The 18,501-nt window shown below is 69.9% G+C and carries 20 protein-coding genes and 2 tRNA genes; 7 read left to right on the top strand and 15 right to left on the bottom strand.

Annotation, left to right across the window (positions count from 1 at the left end):
- Positions 1-6: 6 nt before the first annotated feature.
- Genes ACFPYL_RS01090 through ACFPYL_RS01075 form a run of 4 tightly spaced genes read right to left on the bottom strand, consistent with a single transcriptional unit; the run spans position 7 to position 2,986 of the window.
- A complete protein-coding gene (locus ACFPYL_RS01090; protein ID WP_379149479.1) occupies positions 7-834 on the bottom strand; it encodes a patatin-like phospholipase family protein in 828 nt (275 codons plus the stop codon).
- Between the two features lie 7 nt (positions 835-841).
- Positions 842-1,186 (bottom strand): DUF3817 domain-containing protein, encoded by a 345-nt coding sequence (locus tag ACFPYL_RS01085; RefSeq protein WP_379149477.1) that lies wholly within the window; start codon positions 1,184-1,186, stop codon positions 842-844.
- Positions 1,187-1,195: 9 nt separating this feature from the next.
- Positions 1,196-1,948: an SURF1 family protein gene (locus ACFPYL_RS01080; protein ID WP_379149475.1), complete on the bottom strand. Its 753-nt coding sequence runs from the start codon at positions 1,946-1,948 to the stop codon at positions 1,196-1,198.
- Positions 1,949-1,999: 51 nt separating this feature from the next.
- Complete coding sequence (locus tag ACFPYL_RS01075; RefSeq protein WP_379149473.1) at positions 2,000-2,986, bottom strand: hypothetical protein; 987 nt, start codon at positions 2,984-2,986, stop codon at positions 2,000-2,002.
- Positions 2,987-3,133: 147 nt separating this feature from the next.
- On the opposite strand from ACFPYL_RS01075, the gene ACFPYL_RS01070 reads away from it, so the two are divergent.
- Positions 3,134-3,634, top strand: coding sequence for an MBL fold metallo-hydrolase (locus ACFPYL_RS01070; protein ID WP_379149471.1), 501 nt, complete (start codon positions 3,134-3,136; stop codon positions 3,632-3,634).
- Complete coding sequence (locus ACFPYL_RS01065; protein ID WP_379149469.1) at positions 3,598-3,963, top strand: hypothetical protein; 366 nt, start codon at positions 3,598-3,600, stop codon at positions 3,961-3,963. Before ACFPYL_RS01070 ends, ACFPYL_RS01065 begins: the two co-directional genes overlap by 37 nt.
- On the opposite strand, the gene ACFPYL_RS01060 is transcribed toward ACFPYL_RS01065, so the two are convergent.
- The 11 genes from ACFPYL_RS01060 to dnaA form a co-directional block, all read right to left on the bottom strand.
- Positions 3,951-4,026 (bottom strand) — tRNA-Ala (locus tag ACFPYL_RS01060). The two genes, ACFPYL_RS01065 and ACFPYL_RS01060, sit on opposite strands and share 13 nt — an antisense overlap.
- A gap of 15 nt (positions 4,027-4,041) precedes the next feature.
- Complete coding sequence (locus tag ACFPYL_RS01055) at positions 4,042-4,167, bottom strand: DLW-39 family protein (protein ID WP_379149467.1); 126 nt, start codon at positions 4,165-4,167, stop codon at positions 4,042-4,044.
- Positions 4,168-4,200: 33 nt separating this feature from the next.
- A tRNA-Ile gene (locus tag ACFPYL_RS01050) sits at positions 4,201-4,277 on the bottom strand.
- Positions 4,278-4,347: 70 nt separating this feature from the next.
- Positions 4,348-4,926, bottom strand: a complete 579-nt coding sequence (locus ACFPYL_RS01045) for a DUF3566 domain-containing protein (RefSeq protein WP_379149465.1) — start codon at positions 4,924-4,926, stop codon at positions 4,348-4,350.
- Positions 4,926-7,655, bottom strand: a complete 2,730-nt coding sequence (gene gyrA / locus ACFPYL_RS01040; protein WP_379149464.1) for a DNA gyrase subunit A — start codon at positions 7,653-7,655, stop codon at positions 4,926-4,928. The genes ACFPYL_RS01045 and gyrA overlap by 1 nt, the downstream gene beginning before the upstream one ends.
- A gap of 54 nt (positions 7,656-7,709) precedes the next feature.
- Positions 7,710-9,818, bottom strand: a complete 2,109-nt coding sequence (gene gyrB / locus ACFPYL_RS01035) for a DNA topoisomerase (ATP-hydrolyzing) subunit B (protein ID WP_379149462.1) — start codon at positions 9,816-9,818, stop codon at positions 7,710-7,712.
- Positions 9,819-10,077: 259 nt separating this feature from the next.
- Positions 10,078-10,617, bottom strand: coding sequence for a DUF721 domain-containing protein (locus ACFPYL_RS01030; protein WP_379149460.1), 540 nt, complete (start codon positions 10,615-10,617; stop codon positions 10,078-10,080).
- Positions 10,607-11,761 (bottom strand): DNA replication/repair protein RecF, encoded by a 1,155-nt coding sequence (gene recF, locus ACFPYL_RS01025; protein WP_379149458.1) that lies wholly within the window; start codon positions 11,759-11,761, stop codon positions 10,607-10,609. Before recF ends, ACFPYL_RS01030 begins: the two co-directional genes overlap by 11 nt.
- A 12-nt stretch (positions 11,762-11,773) precedes the next feature.
- The gene (gnd, locus tag ACFPYL_RS01020; protein WP_379149456.1) at positions 11,774-12,682 is read right to left on the bottom strand and encodes a phosphogluconate dehydrogenase (NAD(+)-dependent, decarboxylating); all 909 of its coding nucleotides are present in this window, start codon (positions 12,680-12,682) and stop codon (positions 11,774-11,776) included.
- 23 nt (positions 12,683-12,705) lie between these two features.
- The gene (dnaN, locus tag ACFPYL_RS01015) at positions 12,706-13,842 is read right to left on the bottom strand and encodes a DNA polymerase III subunit beta (RefSeq protein ID WP_379149454.1); all 1,137 of its coding nucleotides are present in this window, start codon (positions 13,840-13,842) and stop codon (positions 12,706-12,708) included.
- A 371-nt stretch (positions 13,843-14,213) separates the two neighbouring features.
- A complete protein-coding gene (gene dnaA / locus ACFPYL_RS01010) occupies positions 14,214-15,668 on the bottom strand; it encodes a chromosomal replication initiator protein DnaA (protein WP_379150144.1) in 1,455 nt (484 codons plus the stop codon).
- 501 nt (positions 15,669-16,169) lie between these two features.
- On the opposite strand from dnaA, the gene rpmH reads away from it, so the two are divergent.
- From rpmH to ACFPYL_RS00985, 5 genes are read left to right on the top strand one after another with little or no spacing between them, the layout of a single operon-like run.
- On the top strand, positions 16,170-16,307 hold the full coding sequence (rpmH, locus tag ACFPYL_RS01005) for a 50S ribosomal protein L34 (protein ID WP_056156542.1): 138 nt from the start codon (positions 16,170-16,172) through the stop codon (positions 16,305-16,307).
- A gap of 30 nt (positions 16,308-16,337) precedes the next feature.
- Positions 16,338-16,694, top strand: a complete 357-nt coding sequence (rnpA, locus tag ACFPYL_RS01000) for a ribonuclease P protein component (RefSeq protein ID WP_379149452.1) — start codon at positions 16,338-16,340, stop codon at positions 16,692-16,694.
- Complete coding sequence (yidD, locus tag ACFPYL_RS00995; RefSeq protein ID WP_379149450.1) at positions 16,691-16,957, top strand: membrane protein insertion efficiency factor YidD; 267 nt, start codon at positions 16,691-16,693, stop codon at positions 16,955-16,957. Before rnpA ends, yidD begins: the two co-directional genes overlap by 4 nt.
- 36 nt (positions 16,958-16,993) lie before the next feature.
- Positions 16,994-17,959, top strand: a complete 966-nt coding sequence (yidC, locus tag ACFPYL_RS00990) for a membrane protein insertase YidC (protein WP_379150142.1) — start codon at positions 16,994-16,996, stop codon at positions 17,957-17,959.
- Positions 17,952-18,500: a Jag family protein gene (locus ACFPYL_RS00985; protein WP_379149448.1), complete on the top strand. Its 549-nt coding sequence runs from the start codon at positions 17,952-17,954 to the stop codon at positions 18,498-18,500. The genes yidC and ACFPYL_RS00985 overlap by 8 nt, the downstream gene beginning before the upstream one ends.
- The last annotated feature ends 1 nt before the right edge of the window (position 18,501 follow it).

Genomic DNA, 18,501 nt, shown 5'->3' with positions numbered 1-18,501 from the left:
CCCACGTCATGACAGGTGCTCGTCCAGGTACGCCGCTGCTGCCTCGTACGTGAGGTCGATGCGCTCCTGCACCCCGGAGAAGTCGCGGGTGCCGAGCACGCTGTCGTCCTTGCCCGAGGTGCCGCGCGCGGGGAGCACGTGGGCCTCGACGCTCGACGGCAGCTCGGCGAGCTCGCGGTTGAACCGGTGCCGCCGGGCGATCTCGAACGAGACGCGGGCGACCTCCCAGGGCCGCCTCGGCGCGGTCAACGGGCGGTCGATCCGCCCCACCTGGAGGACGAAGACGCGCGAGGCGCCGAGCTGGACGGCACGACCGAGCGGGATCGAGTTCACGATGCCGCCGTCGAGGTAGTGCTCGTCGCCAACCTTCGCCGGCGGCAGCAGCCCGGGTACGGCGGCGCTCGCGACCACCGCGTCGACGACCGGGCCGGAGTCGAACCAGTGCTCGGCGGCCCGCTCGATGCTGGCCGCACACACCTGGAAGCGGACGGGCAGGTCCTCGAAGGTCAGGTCGCCGAACTCGTCGACCAGCGCCTGCTTGAGCGGGGTGGCGGACCAGAGGTGGGTGCCCGTGGACACCGCCCGGCGGACGGTGCGCAGCGGGCTGTCGCCGTACACCTCGGCGCCACCGGAGGCAGCGCCCTGCCAGAGGGCGACCAGCTTCGGGATGACCGAGGCGTCCGGCTGCCGGGCGACCATGGCGCCGTTGAGGGCGCCGATGCTGGTGCCGAGCACCAGGTCGGGCGTGACGTCGCGCTCGAAGAGCGCCCGCAGCATCCCGACCTCGACCGCGCCGAGGACTCCGCCGCCCCCCAGCACGAACGCCGTGGTCATCGGACCGTCACGCTGCCGAGGATCCCACGAGCTCCGGGTTCTCGGCGCGCACCTTCTGGTTGACCTTGTGCTCGACCCAGAAGATCAGCAGCGGGATCAGGCCGGAGACGAGCATCAGCAGCGTGAACGCGAGGCTCCAGCGGGCCCGGCGGGCGAGGAGGAACGCGACCACGACGTAGATCATGAACGCCCATCCGTGCGCGACCCACAGCACGCTCAGCGTCTCGCCGAGCTGCTGCAGGTCGGTGCCCTCGGCCGGGATGTAGCGCAGCGGCAGGGCCACGAACGAGCAGAACGCCAGCAGCACCCCGACGATGAAGGCGAGCACGCGGTAGGTCTGGAAGAGCTTCACACTGACAGCCTACGGATCGCTCGTCGCGGTCTCGTCGGCCTCCTCGACCACACGCCCCTCGGCTGTCGTCTCGGTCACCCACCGCCACCAGATGAACGCCGCGAAGAGCCCGAAGAACCACCACTCGATCGCGTAGAGGAGGTTGCGGATCCCGGTGAACGCTCCCACGTCGGGCAGCTGGTCGACGCTGGCCGCCTCGAGCCCGTCCTCGGGCTCGGTGGCCACGCCGTACGCGCCGTAGAGGTCCTGGTCGACGTGCTGGATGAGGTCGGCGATCCGGAGCTGGGGGAGCACGTCGTCGGTCGGGTCCTCGTCGACCTCCCCGGTGCCCTCGGGCGGCTGGAGCCAGGCGTCCAGGCTGGCGGCGCCGGTGGGCGGCGCCGGTGCGTCGTCGGGGTCGGCGACCCAGCCGCGCACGATCGGCAACGCGGCGCCGTCGTCGCCGTCGACGGCGAGCGGGGTCACGACCCAGTAGCCGTCCTGGCCGTCGTGGACGCGGCCGGAGACGTAGACCGTCCCGTCCGGGACCCAGGTGCCCGAGACCGACACCGGCTGCCCGACCTGGTTGCCCGGGAAGGGGTCGTCGGGCCCGATGACCTCGTCGAGCGGGACGGGGTCGGCGTGGGTCAGGTCGACGGCCTCGGCGGCGCGGTGCGCCTGCCACGCGTCGTACTGCCAGACGCCGAGCGCTGCGGCCAGGCCGACGAGGACCAGGGCCAGCAGGTGCGCGCCCCAGTAGCGAGGGGCGAGCGGGCTGGGCACGCCATCAGCGTACGCAGCCCGCCCGCGCACCCCGCTCGCGGGTGAGGGCGCTCAGCCCTTGCGCTTCTTGGCCTTCTTCACCGTCAGGTTGGCGGTGTCCTTGGAGCCGAGCAGCTCGCCGTTGCCCTGGTAGGTCGCCGTGACCTTGTACTTGCCGGCCTTCAGGTTGGGCAGGTCGACCGGGACGAAGCCGTCCTGGACCCGGGCCCAGGTCGCCCGCTGGCCCTTCATCGTCAGCTGCACCCAGCCGGACGCCTCGTCGGCCGCGCCGCTGACCCGGACGTACGCCGTGCCACCGCTCAGCTTGAGGTCCGTCGTCGAGGTGTTCTTGGTGACGGTGACCTCGGGCGAGGTGAAGGCGTCCGGGGCGATGCCCAGCAGGCCGCCGCTGATGCCCGCGAGCAGCTTCAGCAGGGCCGGGTAGCCGATGGTCGCGCTGATCCGCGAGCCGACGTCACGACGGGTCAGGGTGTACGCCGCCCCCTTGGCGCCGCGGATCCGGTCGCCGTTGCGCAACCAGGTCACGCTCGGCGCGAGGAAGTCGCCGAAGGCGTCGGCGAGCTCGCCGCTCATCGGCGAGACGACCTCGAGGGTCTCCCCGGCGCGAGCCGCACCCTCGACCGTGGGCGTCCCGAGGACGGCGGTGTACGTCGCCGAACCACCCTCGGTGGCGGTGACGACGGCGCTCGCGAAGGTCAGCGTCGTCGGACTCGTGATGCCGAGGCCGTCGCAGCCGGTGACGCCGAAGCAGCTCATCAGCGGCCAGCCACCCATCACGACGACGCCGTACCCGCCCACGGGGACGGCCATCGAGTACGACGAGGCGGGGGTCGTCGGGTCGCCGAGGATCTCGTTGCCGCCGGTCGAGTCGATGAGCTGGACGACGGCCTTCACCGGCTGGCCGCGGTCGTCGACGATGTTCACCGTGACGGTGCCCTCGCCGGTGTCGGCGTGGCTCGGGGCGGCGACGACGAGCGGGGTCGCGATCAGGCTGAGGCCGGCGAGGACGCCGGCCAGCCGCGCTGTGGTGGTGCGCACTGGGATCTCCTTGGGGGTTCCCGAGAGGCGGACAGGCCGAGCCGATTCAACCGAAGACCCCAGCCGTGGCGGGCCAGAACCGACCTCACCCTTTCGGGTGGGCTAGACCTCGGGTCCGCGACCACCGCGACCCGGCACGATCGACCCATGGCGATCCACCACCTCAACTGCGCGACCATGCACCCCGTCGGGTCCTTCGGGGGACGGGTGTCGCCGACCGGCATGGTCGCGCACTGCCTCCTGGTCGAACGACCCGACGGGCTGCTGCTCGTCGACACCGGCTTCGGCACGGCCGACGTCGCCGACCCGCGCCGCCTCGGGCAGCCCTTCCGCGCGATCGTCCGGCCCGAGCTGGTGGCGGCCGAGACCGCGCTCGCCCAGGTCACGGCGCTCGGCTACGCGCCGGACGACGTCACCGACATCGCCCTCACCCACCTCGACCTCGACCACGTCGGCGGGATCTCGGACTTCCCCGGCGCCCGCGTGCACGTCTTCGCCGACGAGCACGACGCCGCGCTGCACCCGACGCTGCGCTGCACCCGACGCTGCGCGAGAAGGGCCGCTACCTCTCCGTGCAGTGGGCCCACGGACCGGCGTGGATGCGCCACGACGTGCCCGGCGACGCCTGGTTCGGCTTCGACTCCGTGACCGCCCTCGGCGACGACGTCCTGCTCGTCCCGCTCCAGGGTCACACCCGCGGGCACTGCGGGGTCGCCGTACGCCGGCCGGGCGGCGGCTGGCTGCTGCACGCCGGCGACTCCTACTTCCACGCCTCGGAGAAGCTGACCCCGCCGACCCCGCCGGTCGGGCTCAAGGTGTTCCAGACCCTGATGGGCGTGGACAACAAGCGCCGGCTGGCCAACCAGGCGCGGCTCCGGGAGCTGCAGCGCTCGCATTCCGACGAGGTGACGATCTTCTGCGCCCACGACGCCGATGAGCTCGCGGCGCTGGCGTCAGCCAAGGATGGTGGAGCCTAGGGGACTCGAACCCCTAACCCCCTGCTTGCAAAGCAGGTGCGCTACCAATTGCGCCAAGGCCCCCGGTGGAGCAGCAGATCAGGAGCGGGTGACGCTGTCGGTCGCCTCGGCCCAGAGAGCCTGCTCGTGCTTGCCCTCGTCGAGCTTCTTCTTCACGACGACTGCGGCGCCGGCGATCGCGAGGAGGAGCAGGATCTTCTTCATGGTGACTCCCGTGGAGCTCGTGTCGTACCGGGATGGTGGGCCTAACAGGACTTGAACCTGTGACCTCTTCCTTATCAGGGAAGCGCTCTAACCGTCTGAGCTATAGGCCCCGGACCGAGAGGGGACATTACCCCACCCGCGGAGCACCCGACAAAACGGCGGGCGCTCCGTCCTCGCAGGTCAGCGCTGGTCCTCGGCGAGGGTGAGCTCCACCCCACCGAGCAGGGCCGCTGCCATGTTGTAGAGGAAGGCGCCGAGGGTCGCGATCGCGGTGATCAGGATGACGTCGACGACGGCGACGAGCATCGTGAAGCCCATGACGCGGGACATCCCGACGTACTTCTCGACGTCGAAGCTCCCGGCGTCCTCGCCACCCACGACGTCCTGGACGGTCTGGTTGATCGAGTCCCAGACGCCGGCCGCGGACAGCACCGACCAGATGATGAAGACCGAGACCACGGTGACGACGCCGAAGGCGATCGCGAGCAGGAACGACGTCTTCATCACCGACCACGGGTCGATCCGCGTCAGGCGCAGCCGGGCACGCCGGGGCGGCTTCCGGTTCGGCGACGCCTTCTTGGCGGCGGCCTTGGAGCCGGGGTTGGCGTTGGCACGGTGCTCGTCGCTGGCCTTGCCGACGGCGGAGGAGATCCGCTCGCCCAGGCCACGCGTCGACGCCGGCTTGGACGCCGGCTTGGTCGTGCTCGAGCGGTCGGCAGCGGTGCGAGTAGCGGTGCTCTCGGTGGACCGGTCGGTCATCAGGCCTCACTCTCCCCGTCGGTGTCGGGCCCGGGTGCGTCGGACGACTCTTCGACGTCCACTGTCGCCTCGATTGTTGCACCCGTGTCCGCATCCGACGATTCCGTGAGGTCGGCGCCACCCTCCAGCTCACCCTCGACCTCCGCCTCGTCGTCCTCGCGGGACTCGACGGACCGGGCCACGACGGCGACCGAGTCGCCGGACTTCGGCCCGACGAACTTCACGCCCATCGTGGAGCGACCGGTGGGCCGGAAGTCGGCGTTGATCGGGCTGCGGACGACCTGGCCGTTCTGGGTGATCGACATGACCTCGTCGCCCTCCTCGACGATGAAGGCGCCGACCAGCTGGCCGCGCTCCTCGTTCTGGAGTGCCATCGCCTTGATGCCCAGGCCGCCGCGGTTGGTGATGCGGTACTCGGAGATCCGGCTGCGCTTGGCGAAGCCGCCGTCGGTGATCGTGAAGACGTACTGCTCCTTGACGTCGGGCAGGTCGCCCGCGTCGGTCGACTCGCCGGACGCCTCGGCCTTGGCCTCGGCGGCCTCCTCGGCAGCCACCTGCTCCGCGCGGATCACCGACATCGACAGCACCGAGTCGTCGGCCGTGCGGAACTTCATGCCGGTCACGCCGGACGTCGCACGACCCATCGGCCGCAGCTGGCTGTCCTCGGCCTTGAAGCGGATCGCCGAGCCCTTGCGCGACACAAGCAGGATGTCGTCCTCGGCGTTCACCAGCTCGGCGCCGATCAGCTCGTCGTCGTCCTCACGGAAGTTGATCGCGATGACGCCGGCCTGCCGCGGGGAGTTGTAGTCGCCGAGGCGGGTCTTCTTCACGAGGCCGTTGCGGGTCGCCAGCACGAGGTACGGCGCCTGCTCGTAGTCACGGATCGCCAGCACCTGGGCGATGCTCTCGTCGGGCTGGAAGCTGAGCAGTCCCGCGACGTGGCCGCCCTTGGCGTCGCGCGACGCCTCGGGGAGGTTGTAGGCCTTGGTGCGGTAGACCCGGCCCGCCGTCGTGAAGAACAGCAGCCAGTGGTGGTTGGTGGTCGCGATGAAGTGCTCGACGACGTCGTCGCCGCGCAGCGTCGCGCCGCGCACGCCCTTGCCGCCCCGCTTCTGGATCCGGTACTGCTGGCGCTGGGTGCGCTTCGCGTAGCCGCCGCGGGTGATCGAGACGACCAGCTCCTCGTCGGGGATCAGGTCCTCCATCGAGAGGTCGCCGTCGGCCGCGATGATCTGCGTGCGCCGCTCGTTGCCGTACTTCTCGACGATCTCGCCGAGCTCGTCGGAGACGATCTGCCGCTGGCGCGAGACGTTGGCCAGGATGTCCTGGAGGTCGGCGATCCGCTCCTCGATCTCGGCCAGGTCGTCGATGATCTTCTGACGCTGCAGCGCGGCGAGCTGGCGCAGCTGCATGTCGAGGATCGCGGTCGCCTGGATCTCGTCGATGTCGAGCAGCTCGATCAGGCCCTCGCGGGCCTCCGCCACGTCGGGCGAGCGACGGATCAGCGCGATGACCTCGTCGAGCTGGTCGAGCGCCTTGGCCAGACCACGCAGGATGTGCGCGCGCTCCTCGGCCTTGCGGAGCCGGAACTCCGTACGCCGGCGGATCACGTCGATCTGGTGCGTGACCCAGTTGCTGATGAACTGGTCGATCGACAGGGTGCGCGGCACGCCGTCGACGAGCGCCAGCATGTTGGCGCTGAAGTTGGTCTGCAGCTCGGTGTGCTTGAGCAGGTTGTTGAGCACGACCCGGGCGACCGCGTCGCGCTTGAGCACGACGACCAGACGCTGACCGGTGCGGTCGGAGGTGTCGTCGCGGACGTCCGCGATGCCCTGGACCTTGCCGCTGTCGGCGAGCTCGGCGATCTTCAGCGCCAGGTTGTCCGGGTTGACCATGTAGGGCAGCTCGGTGATGACCAGGCAGGTGCGACCGCGGGCGTCCTCGTCGACCTCGATGACCGCGCGCTGGGTGATCGAGCCGCGACCGGTGCGGTAGGCCTGCTCGATGCCCTGGTGGCCGACGATGAGCGCACCGTTGGGGAAGTCGGGGCCCTTGATCCGCTCGATGAGTGCGTCCTGCAGCTCCTCGCGCGAGGCGTCCGGGTGCTCGAGCGCCCAGCGGGCGCCGTCGGCGACCTCGATCAGGTTGTGCGGCGGGATGCTGGTCGCCATGCCGACCGCGATGCCGGCCGAGCCGTTGACCAGCAGGTTGGGGAACCGCGCCGGCAGCACGACCGGCTCCTCGGAGCGCCCGTCGTAGTTGGGCTGGAAGTCGACGGTCTCCTCGTCGATGTCGCGGACCATCTCCATGGCCAGCGGCGCCATCCGGCACTCGGTGTACCGCATCGCCGCGGCGGAGTCGTTGCCCGGCGAGCCGAAGTTGCCCTGGCCGTTGACCAGCGGCGCGCGCATCACCCAGGGCTGGGCCAGGCGGACGAGGGTGTCGTAGATCGCGGTGTCGCCGTGCGGGTGGTACTGACCCATCACGTCACCGACGACGCGCGAGCACTTCGAGAAGCCCCGGTCGGGCCGGTAGCCGCCGTCGTACATGGCGTAGAGCACCCGCCGGTGCACCGGCTTCAGCCCGTCGCGTACGTCGGGCAGCGCGCGACCGACGATGACGGCCATCGCGTAGTCGATGTAGGCGCGCTGCATGGAGGTCTGCAGCTCGACCGGCTCGATCCGGCCGCCCAGCGGGGGAGTGCCGCCGTCGGTGGGGGTCTCAGTCACAGGTCTTCGTCTCTCTGGTCGGCTCTACTGGAATCTAGTGATCTCGCTAGAGACCTAGATATCCAGGAATCGGACGTCCTTGGCGTTGCGCTGGATGAAGGAGCGACGCTGCTCGACGTCCTCGCCCATCAGGATCGAGAAGATCTCGTCCGCGTGGGCGGCGTCGTCGAGCGTCACCTGGAGCATCAGGCGCTGGTCGGGGTCCATCGTGGTCTCCCACAGCTCCTTGGCGTTCATCTCGCCGAGACCCTTGTAGCGCTGGACCGGGTTCTCCTTGGGCAGCTTCTTGCCCGCGGCCTGGCCGTCGCGGAGCAGTGCGTCCCGCTCGGCGTCGGAGTAGACGAACTCGTGGTCGTGCGGCTTGTTCCAGCGCAGCCGGTAGAGCGGAGGCTGCGCCATGTAGACGTAGCCGCCCTCGATCAGCGGCTTCATGAAGCGGAAGAGCAGTGTCAACAGGAGCGTGTTGATGTGGTGACCGTCGACGTCGGCGTCCGCCATCAGCACCACCTTGTGGTAGCGGAGCTTCTCGATCGCGAACTCTTCCTGGATGCCGGTGCCCAGGGCCGAGATGATCGACTGGACCTCCTGGTTGCCCAGGACCTTGTCGATGCGGGCCTTCTCGACGTTCAGGATCTTGCCGCGGATCGGGAGGATCGCCTGGATCCGCGGGTCGCGGCCCTGGCGCGCCGAACCGCCGGCGGAGTCACCCTCGACGATGAAGACCTCGCACTCCGCGGGGTTGGTCGACTGGCAGTCCGACAGCTTGCCGGGCAGGCTGCCGCTGCCGAGCAGGCCCTTGCGGGAGCGGGCCAGGTCGCGCGCCTTGCGCGCGGCGATCCGGGCCTGTGCCGCGGCCTGCGACTTGCGGACGATGTCGCGGCCCTCGGCCGGGTTCTGCTCGAGCCAGGCACCGAGCTGGTCGTTCATGATCCGCTGCACGAAGCCCTTGGCCTCGGTGTTGCCGAGCTTGGTCTTGGTCTGGCCCTCGAACTGCGGCTCGCCCATCTTGATCGAGATGATCGCGGTGAGACCCTCGCGGATGTCGTCACCCGAGACGCGGTCCTCGGGCTTCTTCATCAGGCCCCACTCGAAGCCCCAGCTGTTGACCAGCGAGGTGAGCGCCGCGCGGAAGCCCTCCTCGTGGGTGCCGCCCTCGTGGGTGTTGATGGTGTTGGCGAAGGTGTGCACCGACTCGGAGAACGTGGTGTTCCACTGCATGGCCACCTCGAGGCTCATGTGGTTCTCCGAGGACTCCGGGGTCTCGGCCTCGAACGAGATGACCGTCGGGTTGGCGACGGTCTTGCGTCGGTTGAGGTACTCGACGTAGTCGACCAGGCCGCGCTGGTAGCAGAAGGTCTGCTCGATGCCGCCGCCCTCGCCGCGCTTGATCGCGTCGTCGCGCGCGGAGTCGACGTCGGCGGCGACGGTGTCGTCCTCGACCGCGTCGACGATCTCGGCCGCGACCGGCCGCTCGTCACGGACCACGATCGTCAGACCCTTGTTGAGGAAGGCCATCTCGCGGATCCGCGAGGTGATCGTCTCGAGGCTGTACGCCGTGGTCTCGAAGATGTCGGGGGAGGCGTAGTAGGTGATCGTCGTGCCGGTGCTCTCGCCGTCCTCCATCGGCCGCACCTGCTCGAGCTCGCCGTCGGGCACACCGATGGTGAACGTCTGGCGCCACAGGTGGCCGCGGTTCTTGACCTCGGCGATCACCCGGCTGGAGAGCGCGTTGACGACGGAGACGCCGACGCCGTGCAGACCACCGGACACCTTGTAGCCGCCACCGCCGAACTTGCCGCCGGCGTGCAGCACGGTGAGTGCCAGCGTCAGCGCCGGCAGCTCCTGGCCAGGGGCCGTGTCGGTCGGGATACCGCGACCGTTGTCCTCGACCCGGATGCCGCCGTCCTCCTGGAGGGTCAGCACGATCCGGTCGCAGTAGCCGGCGAGCGACTCGTCGACCGCGTTGTCCACGATCTCCCAGATCAGGTGGTGCAGGCCGCGCTCACCGGTCGAGCCGATGTACATGCCGGGCCGCTTGCGGACGGCCTCGAGGCCCTCCAGCACCTGGATCGCGGAGGCGTCGTACTCGACCGTGGGGGTCGCGGGTGCGGGGGTCTCTTGAGGGGTCTCGTCGGGGATCTCGACGGAGCTGTCGTCGGACACACGCACCTCTTCACAGGGCTACTGGTGACAGGGAGAAGACATGGAGAAGGCCGCAGCACGTGGGCGCTGGCGGCCAACGTCCATGATAGCCGTCAGAAGGCCGTATTCCACGCGTGCCCCTCGCAGGAGGGGGGATCTGTGGATGAAAAGTGGCCCGTAGCGCCCCGTGAGCGGCGATCGACGGGCCTGGCAGGGGTGTCGACAGGTCCCCGTACGTCGGCGGGCCCGCCAGATCGTCCCTGGACGAGTCCTGGGCGCGTCAGCCGTAGGTGTCGCGCGGGCCGCGGCCGTCGCGGACGGACCGGGGGCCCTTCTTCCAGGTCGGCCCGTGCGGGCCGAGCACCTCGATGACGGTCACGGTGCCGTGCCCGAGCTCCTCGTTGAGCCGGCGGACCACGGTCGGCGCCAGCAGCCGGAGCTGGGTCGCCCAGGCGGTCGAGGCGGTCCGCACGACCAGCCGTCCGTCGTCGAAGCTCTCCGGCGTGCAGTGCTCGGCGACCTCGGCGCCGACCAGCTCGGCCCAGCGCCCGAAGACCCCCTGGACCCGCAGGTCGAGGTCCCACCCGTGGTCGGCGACCAGGCGCGAGAGCGTGTCGTCGAGCAGCTGCGGATCCCGGTCGTCGGGGTGCGACCCGGTGACGCGGCTCCGGTTCCACTTCGAGTCCTGGCGCTTGGGCTTGCGTGCCTTCGGCGTCGACTTCGCCGTCGCCCGGGTCAGTGCCCGGGCGAGGTCGAGCCCATCCGGGTCGTGGTCCGGCGGTGCGTCCGGCCGGGCGTCCGGCGGCGGCTCACTGCTCACGGACGACCTCGCCACCGCCGACGGCGTACCGCACGCCGGCCAGCGCCTCGGGCACGTCGGCGCCGACGGCCGCGGTGACGAGCACCTGCTCGGCACCGGCGACGAGCTCCGCCAGCTGGGCACGCCGCTCCGTGTCGAGCTCGGCGAAGACGTCGTCGAGGATCAGGATCGGGTCGTCACCGTCGGCACGCAGCAGGTCGTACGACGCGAGCCGCATCGCGAGCGCGAAGGACCAGGACTCCCCGTGGGACGCGTAGCCCTTGACCGGCAGGCGGTCCTGGTCGGGACCGTGGCCGAGGCTGAGCAGCAGCTCGTCGCGGTGCGGCCCCACCAGCGAGATCCCGCGGTCCAGCTCGTCCTTGCGGCGCCGCTCCACCTCGGCGAGCAGCGCCTCGGTGAGCTCCTCGCGACCGGTACGGCCCTCGAGGTCGAACGACGGGCGGTACTCGAGGTCCGCGTCGTCGCGGCTCGCGCCGCGGGCCACGGTCTCGTACGCCTTGCCGACGTACGGCCGCAGCGCCTCGACCAGGGCGATCCGCTCGGCGAGCAGCTCCGCGCCGACGCGGGACAGGTGGTCGTCCCAGACGCCGAGCGTGGAGAGGGCGCCCTCCTGGCTGGAGGACCCGCGCCGCGCGGCGCCGGCGGTCTTCAGCAGGGAGTTGCGCTGCTTGAGGATCCGGTCGTAGTCCGAGCGGACGCCGGCGAGGCGCGGCGTGCGCAGCACGAGGAGGTCGTCGAGGAACTTCCGGCGGTCGGACGGGTCGCCCTTCACCAGCGTCAGGTCCTCGGGGGAGAAGACGACGGTGCGCACCAGGCCCACCAGCTCGCGGGCCCGGGGGAGGGGCGACCTGTTCACCCGGGCGCGGTTGGAGCGGCCCGGGTTGATCTCCACCTCGAGCACGGCGGTGCGTCCGTCGCGCACGACCGCGGCACGCACCACGGCCTGCTCGGCACCGGACCGCACCAGCGGCCCGTCGCCGGAGACCCGGTGCGAGGCCAACCGCGAGAGGTAGTCGATCGCCTCGACCAGGTTGGTCTTGCCCTGGCCGTTGCGGCCGATGAACGCCGTGACCCCGGGCCCCAGCTCGACGTCGGCGGTCGCGTAGGACCGGAAGTCGTGGAGCGTGAGGTGGGCGACGTACACGGACGGGGACGGTCAGGCTGGGCCGGCCGCGTCCCCACCGGCCGGCGGCTCGGTGTGGACGGCGTGCCCGCCGAACTGGTTGCGCATCGCGGCGATGGCCTTCATGGCCGGGCTGTCGTCCTGGCGTGAGGTGAAGCGCGCGAAGAGCGAGGCGGCGATGACGTTCATCGGTACGGCGTTCTCGATCGCGGCCTCGACGGTCCACCGGCCCTCGCCGGAGTCCTCGGCGTACCCGGCGATCTTGTCGAGGTGCTCGTCCTCCTCGACGGCGGCGACCAGCAGGTCGAGCAGCCACGAGCGGATCACCGTGCCGGAGCGCCACGAGTCGAAGACCTCGGTGACGTTGTCGACGAGGTCGACCTTCTCGAGCAGCTCCCAACCTTCGGCGTAGCTCTGCATCATGGCGTACTCGATGCCGTTGTGGACCATCTTGGCGAAGTGGCCGGCACCGGGCTTCTTGCCCGCGTGGACGAAGCCGCCCTCCTCGGGCTTGAGGGCGTCGAGCGCCGGCTGCACCTTGGCGACGTCCTCGTCGGAGCCGCCACACATCAGGGCGTAGCCGTTCTGGAGACCCCACACGCCGCCGGAGACGCCGCAGTCGACGAAGCCGATGCCCTTCTTCGCCAGCATCTCGGCGTTGAGCTGGTCGTCGGTCCACTTCGAGTTGCCGCCGTCGACGACCAGGTCACCCTCGCCGAGCAGCTCGCCGAGCTCCTCGATGGTGCCTCGGGTCGGGTCGCCCGCGGGCACCATGACCCACACGACCTTGGGTGACGGGAGCTGCTCGACCATCGCGGCGAGACTGTCCGCGTCGGCGAGGTCCGGGTTGCGGTCGTAGCCGATGACGGTGTGGCCGGCGTCGCGCAGACGGGTGCGCATGTTGCCGCCCATCTTGCCGAGCCCGACGAGTCCGATGTCCATGACCCCAGCCTAGGACCTGTCGCTCAGGACAACAGTCGGCGCGGCATCAGGAGGTAGCGGAACGCGGTCTCCGCCTCGCCCTCCGTCGAGCCGCTGAGCACCACGGGCTTGGAGGCCTGGGTGAAGGCGAGCTCGATGACCTGCTGGTCGATGACGGTGAGCCCGTCGAGCAGGAACTGCGGGTTGAAGCCCGTGGTGATGTCCTCGCCCTGGATGCTCGCCTCGATCGACTCGGACGCCTGGGCCTCGTCGCCCGAGCCGGCGTCGAGCGTGAGCACCCCGTCGCTGAACGCGAGCTGCACGGCGGTGTTGCGCTCGGCGACGAGCGAGACGCGACGGACGGACTCGATGAGCGCGGTCTTGTCGACGAGCGCGGTCGTCAGGTGCTCGGCCGGGAACAGGCTGCGGACCTTGGGGAACTCGCCGTCCAGGAGCCTGGTCGTCGTACGACGGCGGCCGCCGGGGGCATCGCCCTCGAACCCGATGATGCCCTCACCCGTGCCGGTCGTCGCCAGCGCGATGGTGACCTCGCCGCCGGCGGTCAGCGCCTTGGCGGTGTCGCCGAGCACCCGCGCCGGAACCAGCGCGGCGGCCGAGACGTCGGGGGTGTGCGGGCTCCACGCCAGCTCGCGGTGTGCGAGGCGGAAGCGGTCGGTGGCCAGCAGCGAGATCGTCGACCCGTCGATCTCGATGCGGACGCCGGTGAGCACGGGAAGCATGTCGTCACGGCCGGCGGCGGTGACGGCCTGGGCGACGGCGTGGGCGAAGCCCTCGCTGTCGACGGTCCCGGTCGCGGCCGGCATGTCGGGCAGCGCGGGGTAGTCCTCGACCGGCATGGTCTGGAGGCTGAACCGGGCCGAGCCACAGGTCAGCGAGACGCGCGCACCGTCCAGCACCATGTCGACCGGCTTGGCGGGGAGGCTTCGGCAGATGTCCGCGAGCAGCCGGCCGCTGACGAGGGCGCGACCCTCGTCGCTCACCTGGGCGTTGAGCGTCGCCCGGGCCGAGGTCTCGTAGTCGAAGGTGGACAGCACCAGCCCGTCGTCGTTCGCCTCGATGAGCAGGCCCGCGAGGACCGGGACGCTCGGACGGACCGGGAGGCTGCGAGCAGCCCAGGCGACGGCATCGGCGAGCACGTCGCGCTCGACGCGGAACTTCACGATGTGTCCTTCGGGTCGGACGGGTGGGGAGGTGAATCCTGCCATGCACGCACAGCGAGCGGGAGGTTCGGTGGGGATTCTGGGGGTTTGTCCCCAGGACGGGTCCCGGATGGATGTTGACGGGGGATCTCTAGGTCTAGAGGTACGGAGGAGTCATAGCAACGGTGGAAACTGTGGAGAACTCCTGAAGTCCCAGGTCAGGTCCCCAGTTCGAGATGCACAGGGGGTGTGGACGGCGACCGCGGAGCTGGGCGTGGGGTGTGGAGCGACGGCCGGGGTGCACACCGGTGGAGCAGCCGGTCCACAGGCGAGGCGGGTGAATGTCATTTCGACCCACACCTCGTCCACAGGCGGGGAAGCACACGAACCGGTCAGGACTGACGGGCCTGGAGCTTGATCCGGTTGGTCAGCTCGCTGACCTGGTTGAAGACCGCGCGGCGCTCGGCGAGCAGCTGGTTGATCTTGCGGTCGGCGTACATCACGGTCGTGTGGTCGCGGTTGCCGAACTGGGCGCCGATCTTCGGCAGCGACAGGTCGGTGAGCTCGCGGCACAGGTACATCGCGATCTGGCGGGCCATGACCAGGTGCCGGCCGCGGCTGGGACCGGTGAGCTCCTCGATGGAGAGCCCGAAGTACGCCGCGGTCTGCGCGATGATCAGCGCCGCGGTGATCTCGGGCTCGCCGCCCTCGGGGATCAGGTCCTTGAGGACGATCTCGGCCAGGGTCATGTCGACCTCCTGGCGGTTCAGGTTCGCGAACGCCGTGACCCGGATCAGCGCACCCTCGAGCTCGCGGATGTTGGTCTGGATCTTCGAGGCGATGAACTCGAGCACGTCCGGCGGCGCGGTGAGCCGGTCCATCGCGGCCTTCTTGCGCAGGATCGCGATCCGGGTCTCGAGGTCCGGCGGCTGGACGTCGGTGATGAGGCCCCACTCGAACCGGTTGCGCAGCCGGTCCTCGAGCGCCTCCAGCCGCTTCGGTGCGCGGTCGGAGGTGAGGACGATCTGCTTGTTCGCGTTGTGGAGCGTGTTGAAGGTGTGGAAGAACTCTTCCTGCGTCTGGGTCTTGCCCTCGAGGAACTGGATGTCGTCGATGAGCAGGACGTCGACGTCGCGGTAGCGCCGCTTGAACCGGTCCTGACGGTCGTCGCGGATCGCGTTGATGAACTCGTTGGTGAACTCCTCGCTGGACACGTACCGCACGCGGGCGGAGGTGTAGAGCGACCGGACGTAGTGGCCGATCGCGTGCAGGAGGTGGGTCTTGCCGAGGCCGGAGTCGCCGTACACGAGCAACGGGTTGTAGGCCTTGCCCGGCGCCTCGGCCACGGCGACCGCGGCGGCGTGCGGGAAGCGGTTCGACGAACCGATGACGAAGGTCTCGAACGTGTACTTGGGGTTGAGCCGCGTCTCCAGCGAGGTGGGTCGCGGTCCGACGTCGGCGGGCTCGGGAGCGGGCGGCGGCGCGCTGACGGTCGGATTGGTGTCCATCTGTGGATTTATCGACAAGTCACTTTGTGGCTCTGGGATCTCCTCGACGGCCGCCGGGGTCATCTCCGTCTCGAGGGCGGGGTTGACGGTGACGGCGATCCGGATCTCGCGACCGAAGCGGAGGCTCAGGGCGTCCTCGAGCTGCGCGCGCAGCCGGCCCTCGAGCTGGTTGCGGGTGAAGTCGTTGGGCACCGCGACGATGGCGGTGCTCTCGTGGAGCGTCACCGGCTCGCTGGCGCTGAGCCAGGCGCGCTGGTTCGGTTGGAGGTCGTCGACCACGCCCCGCCAGGCGACGCCGAGGTCCGAGGTCTGCTGCTCCACCGCTCCCGCTTTCTTGATGCTGGTCTTCAGGCTCGTGCCCGAGTTGCGTCCACAACTTTGTCCACAGGTTGTGAACCCGACGCTCTCGCTGTGGAGAGAGTAGGCCCGAGACACATCCCAGATCCGGAGAACGTGCTGTTTTCGCAGGTCAGAGGCTCATTGCGCCCAATGTGGCGGGCGTCACACGACCTGCGGGGAAGCTCTGGATCACGGGCGGCGGGGAACCCCGGTGCTCCGGAACGTAACAAGGTTGGGAGGCTGCGGGCAACCCGTCATCCACAGGTAGCGTGGAGACCGGCCCGCGCGGGTTTGACCCTGTGGAATGCCAGCGCGTACCGTTGCTCGGTCACCCGGTGTCGACCGGTGCCGCATGTCCACGAAGAGCAGCTGATCCGACCGGATCGTCGTCGTGGGTGGGCGGTGCCAGCCGAAAGGCGATCCGACCTCCTCGAGGTCGGTGATCGGTACCGACCGTCCCGGCCCGGTGTGGCTGCCCTGAACCACTACGGAGAGAACCTCGTGAGCAAGCGTACGTACCAGCCGAACAACCGCCGCCGTCACAAGGTGCACGGCTTCCGCCTGCGGATGCGCACCCGCGCGGGTCGTTCGATCCTGTCCTCGCGCCGCCGCAAGGGCCGCAAGAGCCTCGCGGTCTGACGGCCGCGTCCCGCCTCCCCAGGCCGGCACGTGCTGCCGTCGGAGAACCGTCTCACTGACGGCGCTTCCTTCCGGCAGACCGTGCGCAGCGGTCGGCGGGCCGGAAGCCGGACCGTGGTGGTCCACCTCGTCGAGGTGGACCCCGCGCTCGACGGCTCCGGTCCCCGGATCGGCTTCGTGGTCAGCAAGGCGGTGGGCAATGCCGTGGTCCGCAACCGCGTGAAACGTCGACTCCGACACCTCGCCCGGGAGCACGTCTCGTCGCTCCCGGGCTCTGCTGTGCTCGTGGTCCGTGCGCTGCCGGCCTCAGCCGGTGCGCCGGCGCGGGAACTCGCGGCCGACCTGAGCCGTTGTCTTGCTCGGGTCCAGCCGGAGGTGACCGCGTGAGGTACGACCCGCTGCGGTGGCTGTTGATCGGGTTCCTGCGGACCTATCGGCTGCTGATCAGCCCGCTCTACGGCCAGGTGTGCCGCTACCACCCGTCCTGCTCGGCGTACGCGCTCGAGTCGGTGACGACCCACGGGAGCCTCCGGGGCACCTGGTTGGCGGTGCGTCGCTTGGGTCGCTGTCATCCTTGGGCCGCCGGTGGGTACGACCCGGTCCCGCCCCGCCATGAAGTTGCACCGCACTCATCCCAGCAAGGAGCCTGATTCGTGGGAGCCATAGGCGATCTCGGCCACCTCATCATGACGCCGCTGTACTACGCGATCTCGGCGGTCCTGGTGGCGTGGCACTGGATGCTCACCACCCTGGGTCTCGACCCCGACGGCGGTGGAACGTGGGTGCTGGCGATCATCGGCCTCACCCTGACCGTCCGGGCGCTGCTGATCCCGTTGTTCGTGAAGCAGATCAAGTCCAGCCGGAACATGCAGCTGATCCAGCCCAAGGTCAAGGAGCTGCAGAAGAAGTACGGCCACGACCGGGAGCGTCTCGCCCAGGAGACGATGAAGCTCTACAAGGACAGCGGGACCAACCCGTTCGCCTCGTGCCTGCCGATCCTGATCCAGATGCCGATCTTCCTGGCTCTGTTCCGGTTGCTCGATCACCACGCGGCGCAGGGCGACGGCATCGCCTTCCTGACCAAGGACATGGCCGAGAGCTTCGGCAACGCGAAGCTGTTCGGCACGATCCCGATCACGGCGACGTTCCTGAAGTCCGACGGCCTGCTGTCGGTGCAGATTCTCGCGGCCGTGCTGGTGGTCGCAATGACCGCGACGACGTTCACCACGCAGCGCCAGCTGATGAGCAAGAACATGCCGGCCGACGCCCTGAGTGGGCCGTACGCGCAGCAGCAGAAGCTGCTGCTCTACGTGCTCCCCGTCGTCTTCGCGGTCGGTGGCATCGCGTTCCCGATCGGCGTCCTCTTCTACTGGACGACGTCGAACCTGTGGACGATGGGCCAGCAGTTCTACGTCATCCGCAACAACCCCGCTCCCGGCACCGCGGCCGCCACGGCCAAGGCGGAGCGTGACCGGGCGAAGGCCGCGAAGCACGGCAAGCCCGTGGAGACCGTGGTCGAGCCCGTCGTCGAGGACGTGAAGCGCCCGCCGACCCGGCAGCAGCCGAAGAAGCAGTCGAAGGCGCAGCGCAAGCAGAGCCCGGGTCAGCGACCCGCCCCGAAGCCGAAGCCCGAAGGAGGCACCGATGAGTGACGAGACCGACGAGACGACCGAGACCGGCCCCGAGCAGGTCGACCAGGTGGAGGGCGACGGGACGACGAAGACCCGGACGTCCCGCCTGGAGGAGCTCGAGCAGGAGGGCGACATCGCCGCCGACTACCTGGAGGAGCTGCTCGACATCGCCGACCTGGACGGTGACCTGGACATGGACGTCGACGGCGACCGCGCCGCCGTGTCGATCGTCGGTGCCGAGCTGTCGCAGCTCGTGGGCGACAACGGCGAGGTGCTCGAGGCGCTGCAGGAGCTGACGCGGCTGGCCGTCTACCGCGAGACCGGTGAGCGGACCCGGCTGATGCTGGACATCTCGGGCTTCCGGGCGCGCAAGCGCGAGGAGCTGATCCGGATCGCCGACGAGTCGGTCGCCAAGGTCCGCGAGTCCGGGGAGCCGCTGTCGCTCTCGGCGATGACGCCGTTCGAGCGCAAGGTCGTCCATGACGCCGTTGCCGCCGCCGGCCTGACGTCGGAGTCGGAGGGCGCCGAGCCCCGCCGGTTCGTCGTGGTGCTGCCGGGCTGAC

Origin of the sequence: Nocardioides hankookensis (assembly GCF_042658885.1) — a bacterium.
Taxonomy (GTDB): Bacteria; Actinomycetota; Actinomycetes; order Propionibacteriales; family Nocardioidaceae; genus Nocardioides; species Nocardioides hankookensis.
Note: the sequence above shows the minus strand (reverse complement) of the source record. Positions and strands in the feature narration are given on the sequence as shown.